Here is a 13,091-nt window from a genome sequence, read left to right on the forward strand (position 1 = left end):
CGACAGCGGACAAACGGCGGAGGGCCGGGCATGGTGCAGCGCGAGGCGCGTAACCCCACATACTCCGCGCGGGATCACGCGCTGGCCGTGCTGCGGGTGCGCAACACGGCGCTCGCGCTGGCCCTGACGCCGGCGGCCGTGGCGATCGTGCTGGCGGTCGTGGGCGCCCCGGCGGCGCTCCTCCAGGTGACGGCCGCGGTCGCCGCCGCGGTGCTCGCGCTCGCCGGCGCGCTGGCCGCGCGGGTCGCCACCGCGCCGCAGGCGCCGACGCCCAGCGTCCCGCTGCCCGAGCCGGCGGCGCCCGCGCTGCACCGGCTGATAGGCGAGCTGGCGGCGCAGCTGGACGTGCCGCGCCCGGGGGCGATCGCGGTCACCCCCGACTGCGACAGCTGGTTGGAGGAGCCGGTCGGACCGGCGCTCCGCTCGGCCTCGACCGCGCCGACGCTGGTCATCGGCTCCCCGTTCCTGTGGTGGCTGCGGGTCGGCGAGCTGCGGGCGCTGCTGGCGCCCGTGGTCGCCGGCACGGGGCCGGCCGCGCACCCGGACATCGCCTCGGCCCGCCGCTGCCTGCGCGCCTGGGACGCGGCGGCCGGCCGGGCGGAGGAGCTGCGGCCGGTCACGGCGCCGGTCGCCGCGGGCGCCGGCTGGCTGGCCCGCCGGCTGCTGTCGGCCGCGGCCGTCCACTCGGCCGGGATGGAGCACGGCGTCGCCGCCGCCTCGGCCGCCAGGGCCAGGGGGGTCGACCAGGGGCTGCGCACGCTCGCCCAGGAGCAGGTCGGGCTCGCCTACGCGGGCTGGGACCGGCTGCTGACCCGGGTCGCGTTGCCGGCCTGGCGCACCGGGCGCTGGCCGAGCGGCCTGGATGCCGGGGTCGCCGCGGCGCTCACCGAGCTGTCCAGCAGGGACCGGATGGCCGAGGGCTTCGCCGCGAGGCTCGGCCAGCGCCCCGCGTGCGATCTGCTGGAACGTCCCGGCGACGTGGACCGTGACGTCTCGCTGCTGGCCGCGCGGATCTTCCACGGGCTGCCGGTCGACGGGGGAGAGGGCTGGGCCCCCGTAGAGTGGCCCGCCTACCCGGAGGAGGTCGTCGACCGGGTCTGGCGCGACCGCGCGTTCCGTCTCTTCCGGGCGCTGGACGCCACGGAGACACCCACGCTGGCGCGGGCGTTGCACGGCCTGGCCGAGGCGGCGTCGGCCGACGGCGGCACGGACGCGCTGGCCGCGCGGCTGAGCGCGGACGCCGCCAGGGCGGAGGCGGCGCGCGCCCCGCGGCCCTGGCCGGGCGGCGACGGGCGGCAGGGGCCGCTGCCCCTTCCCCCGCAACCGCCGCGCGGGCGGCGGGAGTCGCTGATCGACCACGTGGCCGCGGCGGTCTGCTGCGCGGCGGCCGACACGGCGGGCGCCTCGCCGGGGCTCGACTGGCTGGACGGGCCGGTGCTGCGCACGGCGGGCGGCGCCGTCTCGGATCTGTCCACCACGGTGCACAGCCTGGTCGAGGACGGCGACGCGACGCCGCTGCGCGACTGGCTGGCGGCGGCGGGCGTCCGCGCGGACAAGCCGGTGCGGCTGGTCTGAGCGCGGCGGCGTCGCGCGCCGCCGGCGCGCAACCCGCCGGGCGGCCGGGCGCCGCGCGGCTTCTGCCCCCGAGCGCCCGGGTATGGGGGCCGTCCGCCGCGGAACCACCCGGCTCGCGTCCACGGCGCCGCGTCCCGAACGGCCGCTCCGGGGGTGCGAGTATCACGCAACGGTCAACCACACGACAAACGGTGACCGTACGCTCGCCATATGTGATGTGCTGGGTGCCGGCACGACCACACCGCGGGTGCAGGGAGGGGAGCTTGGACGAGAGCAACGGGCGCATTCGCCGCTGGGAGGTGGCGACGCTCTCCCACGCGGTCTCCGATCCGTACGGGCAGGGCCCGTTGCCCTGGCTGCGGTCCAGCGAGGGGCACTTCTTCGACGCCGGGTACGCGCTGCCGTCGCAACGCGTCGACTCCGGTCCCTACGGGCCGCGCACCGCCGACGACGTGGGCTGCCAGATCAAGGGGTTCGCCTCGGAGGGCGTGGTCGAGCCGGGGCAGGCGCTGGACTTCCGGGTGACGGTCGACCCGCCGCAGGAGTTCACCATCGACGTCTACCGGATCGGCCACTTCGCGGGCGACGGCGCACAGTTACTGCTGCGCAGCCCCAAGCTGAACGGGCTCCGCCAGTCGGACCCGCTGATCGCGGGACGCACCGCCTCCTGCCACCACTGGTGGCTCTCCTGGCGCCTCCAGGTCCCCGCCGACTGGCAACCCGGCGCCCACGTCGCGGTGTTGACCACGGCGGACGGCGCCTTCCGCTCCCATGTCCCGTTCGCCGTCCGCGACGACCGGCCGGCCGACCTGCTGCTGGTGCTGCCCGACGTGACCTGGCAGGCGTACAACCTCTTCCCCGAGGACGGCCGCTCAGGCGCCAGCCTCTACCACGGCTGGGACGCGACGGGTCGGCTCCTCGGCGAGCAGGACGCCTCGGTCGCGGTCTCCTTCGACCGGCCGTACGCGGGCGCGGGGCTGCCGCTGCACGCCGGGCACGCCTACGACTTCATCCGCTGGGCCGAGGGGTACGGATACGACCTCTCGTACGCGACGGCGCGCGACCTGCACGCGGGGCGCGTGGACGCGACGCGCTACCGGGGGCTGGTCTTCTCCGGCCACGACGAGTACTGGTCGGTGCCGATGCGCCGGGCCGTGGAGGAGGCCAGGGAGATCGGCACCTCGCTGGTCTTCCTCGCGGCCAACTCCATGTACTGGCAGGTCGGCTTGGGCCCGCTGCCCTCGGGCGACCCCGACCGGCTGCTGCACTGCCGCAAACGGCAGGGGCCGGGGCGCGCGGTGCTCTGGCGCGAGCAGGGGCAACCGGAGCAGCTGCTGCTCGGCATCCAGTACGCGGGGCGGGTGCCCCGGCCGCACCCGCTGGTGGTGCGCAACGCCGACCACTGGCTGTGGGAGTCGACGGGCGTGCGGGAGGGGCGTGAACTCCCGGGCCTCGTCGCGGGCGAGGCGGACCGTTACTTCCCGCGCACGCCGCTGCCGGACGCGCTCGACCGGGTGCTGCTGGCGCACTCGCCGTACGAGGACGAGAACGGCGCGCGGCGGCACCAGCAGACCTCCCTCTACCAGGCGCCGAGCGGTGCCTGGGTCTTCGCCTCAGGGACCTTCGCCTGGGCGCCGGCGCTGGCCAGGCCCGGACACATCGACCGGGTGATCCGCCGGGCGACCGCCAATCTGCTGGATCGCATCTGCAAACGTGACTGAGGTGTGCCGGCCGGCGACGGCCCCGCACCCGCGTGCGCTGGGGCCCGTCGGTTGCGGAAGAATGCCCATGGACCACGCGGAAGGGAACGAACGGCCAGGACCGGTCCGCATCCCTCCGCTCCGAGCCCCGGGAGGCGCAGTGCCAGGATTCGTCGAGCAGCCCGAGCCCTTGAAGGTTCCGGGGCTTGTGCATCTGCACACCGGGAAGGTGCGGGACCTCTACCGCAACGAGGCCGGCGAACTGGTCATGGTCGCCAGCGACCGGATCTCCGCCTACGACTGGGTGCTCGGTACCGAGATCCCCGACAAGGGGCGCATCCTGACGCGGCTCTCCCTGTGGTGGTTCGACCAGCTGGCCGACCTGGTGCCGGGCCATGTCGTCGGCACCGAACCGCCGCCGGGCGCACCGGAGGACTGGGCGGGGCGGACGATGATCTGCCGGCCGTTGGAGATGATCCCGGTGGAGGCCGTCGCCCGCGGCTACCTCACCGGCTCCGGCCTCGCCGAGTACCGCGAACACCGCACCGTCTGCGGACTCGCCCTCCCCGAGGGGCTGGAGGACGGCTCGGAACTCCCCGCACCGATCTTCACCCCGGCCACCAAGGCCGACGTCGGGGAGCACGACGAGAACGTCTCCTACGAGGAGGTCGCCCGCCGGGTCGGCGCAGAGACTGCCGCCCAACTGCGGCAGACCACCCTGGCCATCTACCACCGCGCCCGCGACATCGCCAGGGACCGCGGGGTGATCCTGGCGGACACAAAGTTCGAGTTCGGACGGTCCGCGGGCGCCGAGGGCGACGAGGCGTCGGAACGGCCGCTGGTGCTCGCCGACGAGGTGCTCACCCCGGACTCCTCGCGCTTCTGGCGGAAGTCCGAGTGGCAGCCCGGACAGCCCCAACGCGCCTACGACAAGCAGTACATCCGCGACTGGCTCACCTCCCCGGCCGCCGACTGGGACCACCGGGGCGACACCCCGCCCCCGCCGCTGCCCGAGCATGTCGTCGAGCAGACCAGGGAGCGCTACGCCGAGGCGTACCAGCTCCTCACCGGCAACCCCTGGTCCTGACCTCCTCACTCGTCCGGGTGACTTCCCGTTCCCGCCCCGCCCGCTCCCGGGCCCGGCGGGAACGGCCACCCGCGCGGGCGCCACGTCGCCCGTGCGGGTGAACTTCCGCAACCGTCAGAGCCAACCCCGCTCCCGCGCACGACGCACCGCCGCATGACGGTTCTCCGCGTCGAGCTTGGCGACCGCCGAGGACAGGTAGTTCCGCACCGTGCCCGGCGCCAACGCCGCCCGCTCCGCGATCTCCGCCACCGGCGCCCCGTCCGCCGCCAACTCCAGCAACTCCGCCTCCCGATCCGTCAGCGGCGAGTCACCCGCGCTGATCGCGTCGGCCGCCAGCTCCGGATCGATGTAGCGATCCCCCGCGTGCACCGCGCGGATGATCTCCCCGAGCCGCTGGGCCGACACCGTCTTGGGGAGGAACGCCCGCGCCCCGGCCGCCAGCGCCCGCTTGAGGTGCCCCGGGCGACCGTGCCCGGTGACGATCATCACGGAGCAGCCGGGGAGATCCGTGCGCAGCGTCTGCGCCACCGAGACCCCGTCCGCGCCGGGCATCTCCAGATCGAGGACCGCGACATCGGGGCGCTGCGCACGCGCCATCGCCAACGCCTCGGGGCCCGAGGCGGCCTCGGCGACCACCAACAGGTCGTCCTCCAGGGCCAGCAGGGCCGCCAGCGCCCCCCTGATCAGATGCTCGTCGTCGGCCAACAGCACCCGGATCACCGACCGTCTGTCGCTCACCGCCGCACCTCTCTCTCCACGTCCCCGACCTTGCCCTCGACCGGCGCCCCGCCCGCGCTCCCGACGCCGATCCCCTCCGCGCCCGTCGCGACGGCGGGGCCGGAGCCCTCCGCGTCCAGGGGAACGCGTGCCGTGAGACGAAAGATCCCGTCCCCGACGCGCTCCGCCGCCAGCGTGCCCCCCAGCGCCGACAGCCGCTCCCGCAGACCGGGCAGCCCCGTGCCCGCCCCGCCGGCGGTGGTCTCCCTGGCCACCGCGCCGTCGTTCTCCACGGACAGCTCGGCCAGGCCGTCCCTGGAGGTGCCGAACGTGATGGTGCACAGCTCAGCCGAGGAGTGCCGCAGCACGTTGGTGACGCCCTCCCGCACCACCCAGCCCAGCGCCGAGCCGGCCTTCGGCGACAGCGCCGGAGCCACCGCGTCCACTCCTACCAGCGCACAGCGGATGTCCGCCGCCTCCAACACCCCGCGCGCGCCCGCCAGCTCGGCCCGCAGGTCGACCTGGCGATAGCCCCGGACCACCTCCCTGATCTCGCGCTGCGACTCACGGGCGATCCGCTGCACCTCGGCCAGCTGGTCGACGGCCACCGGCGAACCCCGCCGCGCCAGCTGCGCCGCCAACTCGCTCTTCAACGCGATGACCGACAGGTTGCGGCCCAACACATCGTGCAGGTCGCGCCCGAACCTCAGCCGCTCCTCCGCCACCGCCAGCCGCTTCTCCGTCTCCCGCGCGGCGTCCACCCGGTCCAGCACCCGCAGCGTCCAGGCCGACGTGCGGAAGGTGGCCCCCATGAAGACCATCACCGCCGACTGCACCACCGCCAGCGCCAGAATCGCGGTGACGCCCGGGCCCTGGAGACCGAAGGCGATCAGGCAGCAGGCGAGCGGCGCCGCCAAGTGGGGACCCATCCGATGCAGCGGGACCAGCAGCCCCACCGGCCCGCCGAAGTAAGCGCAGACGAGGAACGCCACCGGCAGGACCTGCTCCGGCAGCAGGTCGAGGGCGATCGCCCCACCCACCAGCAGCGCGGTGACACAGGTCAGGAAGGCCGTCCAGACCAGCAGCTTCCTGGGCTTGGCGGCCTGGTGGAGATAGTGGTTGAGGCCGTCCCTGGTCGAGAAGAGCATCAGCAGCGTGTGGTGGGTGACCAGTACGCACACGGCCAGCGTCACCCAACCGTCCTTGAGCGGACTGGCGTTGAACAGGACCAGCGCGGTCGACACCAGCTCCATGATGGCGACGAAGTACAGCGAGCTGCGCGTGTACGCGTGCACGCGCTTCTGGTGGCTGGAGTGGCGCATCCTGGACCACCAACGTGGCAAGCGCATCGAGCGGGTCCTTCCCCTCTGGACATACCTCTTTCACCCGGAGCGGGCGGCACCACCGTCCCGGCGGCCCTCCGGGGCACGGACCGGTGCCTCCGGAGGGCCGAAGCCCGACCTCACACGCGTCACTGCCTCGGGTCCCAGCGGAACCAGCGCCTCACAGCAAACACCCCGGCGACCACCCACGCCAAGGAGAGCGCACCGGCGCTCGCCACCTCGGTCCCGTCCAGCCCGCCGATCCAACCGTGACGGATCAGCTCGACCGGCGCGGTCAGCGGCAGCGCCCGGCAGATCTCCGTGATCGCGTCCGGGAAGATCTCCAGCGGGATGAAGAGCCCGCTGCCGACCGCGCAGACCAGCAACATCGGCGTGGTGGTGATCTGGGAGCTGTCCACCGTCTTGGTCAGCCCGGCCGTCAGGACCGCCAGCAGGACCAGCACGACGACGCCCAGGGCTATGCCCGCCAGCAGCACTATCGGCGAACCCGGGGCGGAGACGTCCAGCAGCGCGGTGCCGGCGACCACCAGCACCAGGCACTGGACCAGCGCGACCGTCACCGTCGGCAGCGCGGCACCCATCAGGATCTCGCTGTCCGCTATCTCCCCGGTGCGCAGCCGCTTCAACACGCGCTCCTCGCGCCGGGTCACCAGCGCCGGCACCAGGTTGAGATAGATGACCACCAGCAGCACCATGCCGACGCCGCCGGTCAGCACCGCCTCGCCCTGGCTGAGGCCGGCCTCCGAGAGATCCATCTCCTCGGTCGCCGAGTAGGTCGCCAACACCATCATCAGCGGCATCAGCAACGCCACCCACAGCGCCGTCCTGCTGCGCACCAGCAGCGTCAACTCCGCCCGCGCCAGCGCCCGCATCCGTCGCAACGACGCCGCGCTGATCACCGCCGTCGCCCGCTGGGAAGGGCCCACCGTCCGCTCGGGCCGCTCGCTCCGTGTCGTGCTCATGCTGCCTCTCCCCCCTGAACAGCGGCGGCGTGCCGCTTCCACTCGTTCTGCTCGCCCGCTATCTCAAGGAAGACCTCCTCAAGCGAGGCGGACCTCGCGTCCAGCGCCTCCAGCACCACCCCCTGGGCCCTCGCCCAGAGGAGCAGCTCGGTGAGCGTGGTCTGGAGGTCCTGGGTCCTGATCTCCACCTGCCGGTCGTGCACCGCGGCCGGGAGCGAGAGCGGCAGCTGCGCGGGGGCCAGCCCCGGCGGCAGCAGGAACCTGATCCGCGAGGGACGCGCCGCCATCACCTCCTCCGGCGTGCCCGAGACCGTGATCCGGCCCTCGGTCATGATCGCCAGACGGTCGGCCAGCGCCTCCGCCTCCTCCAGGTAATGCGTGGTGAGCACGATCGTGGTCCCTTCGTCGCGAAGGCTCTTCACCAGCTCCCAGGTGGTGCGGCGGGCCTGCGGGTCGAGACCGGTGGTCGGCTCGTCGAGGAACAGCACCCGGGGGCGGCCCGTCAGCGCGAGCGCGAAGTCCAGCCGCCGCCGCTCGCCGCCGGAGAGCTGCTTGGCCCGGACATCGGCCCGCCCCTCAAGCCCGACCAGGGCCAGGGCCTCCTCGGGCGGCCGGGCGTCCGTGGTGCAGCCGGCCCACATCCGGGCCGTCTCCAGCGCGGTCAGCTCGCTCGGCAGCCCGCCCTCCTGGAGCATGATCCCGATCCAGGGGCGCACCACCGCCCGCTCGTGGAAGGGGTCGAGCCCGAGGATCCGGATCTGACCACTCGTGGGCGGCGCCAGCCCCTCCAGCAGCTCCACCGTGGACGTCTTCCCCGCGCCGTTCGTCCCCAGCAGGGCGAAGACCTCGCCCTGCCGCACGGAGAAGTCCAGGCCTCTGACGGCCTCATAGGAACTCTCGGACCCCCGGCCGGTATAGCTCCTGCGCAGCCCCTGCACCTCGATTGCCGTATCCATGCCCTCAAGGTTTCCGTCCCCACGGCCCCGTCGGCAGTGCGAGCTGTCACCAACCCATGTGACAGATGTCAGTTCCCTCGACCCCGCATCCCGGGAAGAATCGACATACCGGGACAGAGATCCGCTCCCGGGACGGGATGGGGCGGGGGCTCCTCCCCGGAAGGGGACGGCGACCGCGAGGGAGACGGAGCATGCGCCGGGGGGCGAGGAGAGTGAGTGGCGGTCCTGGCCGGTCGGCCGTGACGCGGAGGGGGTGGCCCCGGGCGGTGTTCACCAGGACACGGGCACAGAGCGAGGGCCCGATGTCGATGAACGACATCGGGCCCTCGTGCCGAGCGGACGACGAGATTCGAACTCGCGACCCTCACCTTGGCAAGGTGATGCTCTACCAACTGAGCCACGTCCGCGTGGGCCACCCGCGAGCGGGTGATGCTGGCCTACTGTACCCGATCCGAGGACCGGTCCAGCGGCTGGAGCGGGTGACAGGAATTGCACACTGCGCCTCCCTCTTGGAAAGAGGGTGTTCTACTACTGAACTACACCCGCACGCTCCTCGGGGTTCTTGGCCTTTCGGCCCTTCGCCCCTCGGCGTGCTCCAGACTCTAGCGGATCACCCGGGGTGCATGGCAAGTCGGCTCCGTCCGCCACCCGCTCGGCGGCCGTGCGGGTCAACGAGCCGTCGCGTGCGCCTGGTTGAACGCGTCGTACACCTTCCGGGGGATGCGGCCCCTGGCCGGCACGCCCAGCCCGTTGGACTCGGCCCAGGCGCGCACCGCGCGCGGGTCGGGTGCCACGGCGGTGCGGTGGAAGGCGCGGCCCGAGCGGCTCCGCTTCCGTCCCGCCTCGACGAAGGGGGCGAGCGCGCCGCGCAGCTGCTCGGCGTTGTCCGAGCTGAGGTCGATCTCGTAGGTCTTGCCATCGAGGCCGAAGGCGACCGTCTCGGCGGCTTCCCCGCCGTCGATGTCATCGGAGAGAGTGACCACTACACGCTGTGCCACGGATATCGGTCCTTTCGGGAGTGTGTCGCCGTATCCCCGACGTTCCGGGGCGGGTCGCGCCGGGTATCCCGGCGGCCACGAACTCGGCGCTCCCCTCGTGAGTGAGCTTCTTCTTAATTTGTACTGCGCTGGAGGCGCTTAAGTGAAACGCCGGAAATACCGTCGCGTGTCATCTGACGGACCATCTCGTGATCTCTCCCGCATCTCATGGCGAGAGTCATCACGTACCGGGACCCTACTTTTTCACACTCGTTTCTTGCAGGGGTTTGTTGGCCCGATACCTTAACGTGACCAGTATCCGGTCGTCTACCCGTGTAGATTTCTTCGCCGGGTAGGCTGATCCATGCGGCGTCAAGCACCGTGTCACCTCCGTGTCAGGCTGCGTCGTCCCGTATCACCACCACCGCATCACCACCGGGAGTAACCAGTGGCCCGCGTCGTAGTTGACGTCATGCTCAAGCCGGAGATCCTCGACCCCCAGGGACAGGCGGTCCAACGCGCGTTGCCCCGCCTCGGGTTCGAGGGCATCGCGGACGTCCGCCAGGGCAAGCGCTTCGAACTCGACCTGGAGGGGCCCGCCGACGAGGCGGCCCTCGCCAGGATCAGGGAGATCGCCGGCACGTTTCTGGCCAACACCGTGATCGAGGACTTCGTGGTCCGCGTCGAGGAGCCGGCCGAAGCCGCGTCCGCCGACAACAATGCGGAAGAAGGGGCGGTCCGGTGACCACTCGTGTAGGAGTCGTCACATTTCCCGGATCTCTCGATGACCAGGACGCGGGCCGCGCGGTAAAGCTCGCGGGCGGAGAGCCGGTCGCGCTCTGGCACGGAGACAAAGACCTGCACCAGGTCGACGCGGTGATCCTGCCCGGGGGATTCTCCTACGGGGACTATCTCCGTTGTGGCGCGATCGCGCGATTCTCCCCCGTCATGGAAACGATCATTGCCGGCGCCAGGGAAGGTCTGCCCGTCCTCGGTATCTGCAACGGTTTCCAGGTGCTCTGCGAATCCCATCTGCTGCCCGGCGCGCTGACCCGCAACGACCATCTCCACTTCGTCTGCCGCGACCAGCGGCTGCGCGTGGAGAACGCCGCCACCGCCTGGACCGGGGACTTCGCCTCCGGCGCCGAGATCACCGTCCCGTTGAAGAACGGCGAGGGCGGCTACGTGGCCGACGAGTCCACCCTCGACGCGCTGGAGGCCGAGGGCCGGGTGGTCTTCCGCTACCTGGACGTGAACCCCAACGGCTCCCGCCGGGACATCGCCGGCATCACCAACGCGGCCGGCAACGTCGTGGGGCTGATGCCCCACCCGGAACACGCTGTCGAGGCCCTGACCGGGCCGACCACCGACGGCCTCCCGTTCTTCACCTCGGTACTCAAGAAGCTGGTCGCCTGATGTCCGCACAGTCCAAGCCCGTCCTGGACACCGTCAAGCACGCCACCGACACCCCCGAAGCCGCCCAGCCCTGGGCCGAGTTGGGTCTGAAGGAGGACGAGTACCTGCGGATCAGGGAGATCCTCGGCCGTCGTCCCACCGGCGCCGAGCTCGCCATGTACTCCGTGATGTGGTCGGAGCACTGCAGCTACAAGTCCAGCAAGGTCCATCTGAGGCAGTTCGGAGAGAAGGCCCCCGCCAGCGACGCGCTGCTGGTCGGCATCGGGGAGAACGCCGGCGTCGTCGACGTCGGCCAGGGCTACGCCGTCACCTTCAAGGTCGAGTCGCACAACCACCCCTCCTACGTCGAGCCCTACCAGGGCGCGGCCACCGGGGTCGGCGGGATCGTGCGCGACATCCTCGCCATGGGCGCCCGCCCGATCGGCGTGATGGACCCGCTGCGCTTCGGTGCCGCCGACCACCCCGACACCCGCCGGGTCCTGCCGGGCGTGGTCGCCGGCATCGGCGGCTACGGGAACTGCCTCGGGCTGCCCAACATCGGGGGCGAGGTCGTCTTCGACCCCTGCTACCAGGGGAACCCACTGGTCAACGCCCTCTGCGTGGGCGTCATGCGGCACGAGGACATCCATCTGGCCAAGGCCGCAGGCGCGGGCAACAAGGTCATCCTCTACGGCGCCCGCACCGGCGGCGACGGCATCGGCGGCGTCTCGGTGCTGGCCTCCGAGACCTTCGACTCCACCGGCCCGGCCAAGCGCCCCGCGGTGCAGGTCGGCGACCCGTTCCAGGAGAAGCTGCTCATCGAGTGCACCCTGGAGATCTTCGCCGAGCGCCTGGTCGCCGGCATCCAGGACCTCGGCGGCGCCGGCCTCTCCTGCGCCACCTCCGAGCTGGCCTCGGCCGGTTCCGGCGGGATGCGCGTCGAGCTGGACACCGTGCCGCTGCGCGACTCCTCGCTCTCCCCCGAGGAGATCCTGATGAGCGAGTCGCAGGAGCGCATGTGCGCGGTGGTCGAGCCGGAGAAGGTCGACCGCTTCCTGGAGATCTGCGCCAAGTGGGACGTCATCGCCACCGTGATCGGCGAGGTCACCGAGGGCGATCGGCTGGAGATCTACTGGCACGGCGAGCAGGTGGTGGACGTTCCGCCGCGCACGGTGGCGCACGAGGGGCCGGTCTACGAGCGCCCCTACGCCCGTCCCGACTGGCAGGACGCGCTCCAGACCGACGACCCGGCGCGGCTGCCGCGCCCCGTCGACGGTGCCGAGCTGCGGGAGCAGGTGCTGCGGCTGGTCGGCTCGCCCAACCAGGCCGACGTCTCCTGGGTCACGGACCAGTACGACCGCTATGTCCTGGGCAACACGGTGCTGTCCCAGCCCGAGGACAGCGGGATGCTGCGGATCGACGAGGAGACCAACCTCGGCGTCGCGCTGGCCACCGACGGCAACGGCCGCTACGCCAAACTGGACCCCTACGCGGGCGCCCAGCTGGCGCTGGTCGAGGCCTACCGGAACGTGGCTGCCGGCGGTTCGCGGCCCCTGGCCGTCACGGACTGTCTGAACTTCGGCTCGCCCGAGGACCCCGGGGTGATGTGGCAGTTCGCCGAGGCCACCCGGGGCCTGGCGGACGCCTGTCTGGAGCTGGGCCTGCCCGTCACGGGCGGCAACGTCTCGCTCTACAACCAGACGGGCGAGACCGCGATCCACCCGACCCCGGTGGTCGGCGTGCTGGGCGTGATCGACGACGTCACCCGACGCACTCCGATGGCGTTCAGGACCGAGGGCCAGCTGCTCTATCTGCTGGGCGAGACGGCGGACGAGTTCGGCGGCTCGGCGTGGACGGACGTGGTCCACGGCCATCTGGGCGGGCTGCCGCCGCGGGTCGACCTGGAGCGCGAGCGGCTGCTGGCCGAGATCCTGATCTCCGCCAGCAGGGACGGCATGATCGACGCCGCCCACGACCTCTCCGACGGTGGCCTGATCCAGGCTGTCGTCGAGTCCTGTCTGCGGGGCGGGCACGGGGCGCGGCTCGTGGTGCCCGAGGGGCTGACGCCGTTCACCTTCCTGCTCTCCGAGTCCACCGCACGCGCCGTGGTCGCGCTGCCGCGCGGCGAGGAGGTGCGCTTCACCGACATGTGCGCGGCCCGGGGGCTGCCCGCGGCGCGGATCGGCGTGGTGGACGGCTCGGACATCGAGGTCCAGGGGCAGTTCACGCTCTCCCTGGGCGAGTTGCGCGAGGCGCACGAGCGTCCGCTCCGCGCGCTCTTCGGCTGACCTCGGGGCCGCGGGGCCCCGGCTGGTCGCCGGCCCGCGGACGACGACCCGGCCGAGGCCGCGCGGTCGTCGCCCGCGGGCCGGGCCCGTG

General features: G+C 72.4%; 11 protein-coding genes and 2 tRNA genes. 6 read left to right on the forward strand and 7 right to left on the reverse strand.

Annotated elements, in window-relative coordinates; genetic code table 11:
- Positions 1–30: 30 nt before the first annotated feature.
- The 3 genes from FH715_RS08055 (at position 31) to FH715_RS08065 (ending at position 4,362) form a co-directional block, all read left to right on the forward strand.
- Positions 31–1,575: a M48 family metalloprotease gene (locus FH715_RS08055; protein WP_139642239.1), complete on the forward strand. Its 1,545-nt coding sequence runs from the start codon at positions 31–33 to the stop codon at positions 1,573–1,575.
- 263 nt (positions 1,576–1,838) lie between these two features.
- The gene (locus FH715_RS08060; protein WP_139642241.1) at positions 1,839–3,296 is read left to right on the forward strand and encodes a N,N-dimethylformamidase beta subunit family domain-containing protein; all 1,458 of its coding nucleotides are present in this window, start codon (positions 1,839–1,841) and stop codon (positions 3,294–3,296) included.
- A 139-nt stretch (positions 3,297–3,435) separates the two neighbouring features.
- Complete coding sequence (locus FH715_RS08065) at positions 3,436–4,362, forward strand: phosphoribosylaminoimidazolesuccinocarboxamide synthase (protein ID WP_139642243.1); 927 nt, start codon at positions 3,436–3,438, stop codon at positions 4,360–4,362.
- 114 nt (positions 4,363–4,476) lie between these two features.
- Here FH715_RS08065 and FH715_RS08070 read toward each other — a convergent pair whose 3' ends face one another.
- The 7 genes from FH715_RS08070 to FH715_RS08105 all read right to left on the reverse strand — a co-directional run bounded on the left by FH715_RS08070 (position 4,477) and on the right by FH715_RS08105 (position 9,338).
- Positions 4,477–5,082 (reverse strand): response regulator transcription factor, encoded by a 606-nt coding sequence (locus FH715_RS08070; protein ID WP_139642337.1) that lies wholly within the window; start codon positions 5,080–5,082, stop codon positions 4,477–4,479.
- Positions 5,083–5,096: 14 nt separating this feature from the next.
- Positions 5,097–6,428: a sensor histidine kinase gene (locus FH715_RS08075; protein WP_246108621.1), complete on the reverse strand. Its 1,332-nt coding sequence runs from the start codon at positions 6,426–6,428 to the stop codon at positions 5,097–5,099.
- Between the two features lie 122 nt (positions 6,429–6,550).
- Complete coding sequence (locus FH715_RS08085; RefSeq protein WP_139642245.1) at positions 6,551–7,384, reverse strand: ABC transporter permease; 834 nt, start codon at positions 7,382–7,384, stop codon at positions 6,551–6,553.
- Positions 7,381–8,340, reverse strand: coding sequence for an ABC transporter ATP-binding protein (locus FH715_RS08090; RefSeq protein ID WP_139642248.1), 960 nt, complete (start codon positions 8,338–8,340; stop codon positions 7,381–7,383). Before FH715_RS08090 ends, FH715_RS08085 begins: the two co-directional genes overlap by 4 nt.
- Before the next feature lie 334 nt (positions 8,341–8,674).
- Positions 8,675–8,747: transfer RNA gene (locus FH715_RS08095), tRNA-Gly, on the reverse strand.
- Between the two features lie 64 nt (positions 8,748–8,811).
- A tRNA-Gly gene (locus FH715_RS08100) sits at positions 8,812–8,886 on the reverse strand.
- A gap of 122 nt (positions 8,887–9,008) precedes the next feature.
- Positions 9,009–9,338 (reverse strand): histone-like nucleoid-structuring protein Lsr2, encoded by a 330-nt coding sequence (locus FH715_RS08105; protein WP_139642249.1) that lies wholly within the window; start codon positions 9,336–9,338, stop codon positions 9,009–9,011.
- A gap of 427 nt (positions 9,339–9,765) precedes the next feature.
- Here FH715_RS08105 and purS point away from each other — a divergent pair, with 427 nt between their 5' ends.
- From purS to purL, 3 genes are read left to right on the forward strand one after another with little or no spacing between them, the layout of a single operon-like run.
- Positions 9,766–10,062, forward strand: coding sequence for a phosphoribosylformylglycinamidine synthase subunit PurS (gene purS, locus FH715_RS08110; protein ID WP_139642251.1), 297 nt, complete (start codon positions 9,766–9,768; stop codon positions 10,060–10,062).
- Positions 10,059–10,733 carry a phosphoribosylformylglycinamidine synthase subunit PurQ gene (gene purQ, locus FH715_RS08115; protein WP_139642252.1) on the forward strand — a complete coding sequence of 225 codons (675 nt, stop codon included), beginning with the start codon at positions 10,059–10,061 and terminating at the stop codon, positions 10,731–10,733. Before purS ends, purQ begins: the two co-directional genes overlap by 4 nt.
- Complete coding sequence (purL, locus tag FH715_RS08120) at positions 10,733–13,000, forward strand: phosphoribosylformylglycinamidine synthase subunit PurL (RefSeq protein ID WP_139642254.1); 2,268 nt, start codon at positions 10,733–10,735, stop codon at positions 12,998–13,000. Before purQ ends, purL begins: the two co-directional genes overlap by 1 nt.
- Positions 13,001–13,091: the final 91 nt, after the last annotated feature.

It is taken from the genome of Streptomyces sedi (assembly GCF_006335015.1).
GTDB classification, from domain to species: Bacteria; Actinomycetota; Actinomycetes; order Streptomycetales; family Streptomycetaceae; genus Streptomyces; species Streptomyces sedi.

Coding starts and splice junctions, on each gene's coding strand:
- FH715_RS08085 (WP_139642245.1), bottom strand. CDS start 7,384: ATGAGCACGACACGGAGCGAGCGGCCCGAGCGGACGGTGGGCCCTTCC.
- FH715_RS08090 (WP_139642248.1), bottom strand. CDS start 8,340: ATGGATACGGCAATCGAGGTGCAGGGGCTGCGCAGGAGCTATACCGGC.
- FH715_RS08055 (WP_139642239.1), top strand. CDS start 31: ATGGTGCAGCGCGAGGCGCGTAACCCCACATACTCCGCGCGGGATCAC.
- purL (WP_139642254.1), top strand. CDS start 10,733: ATGTCCGCACAGTCCAAGCCCGTCCTGGACACCGTCAAGCACGCCACC.
- FH715_RS08075 (WP_246108621.1), bottom strand. CDS start 6,428: ATGCGCTTGCCACGTTGGTGGTCCAGGATGCGCCACTCCAGCCACCAG.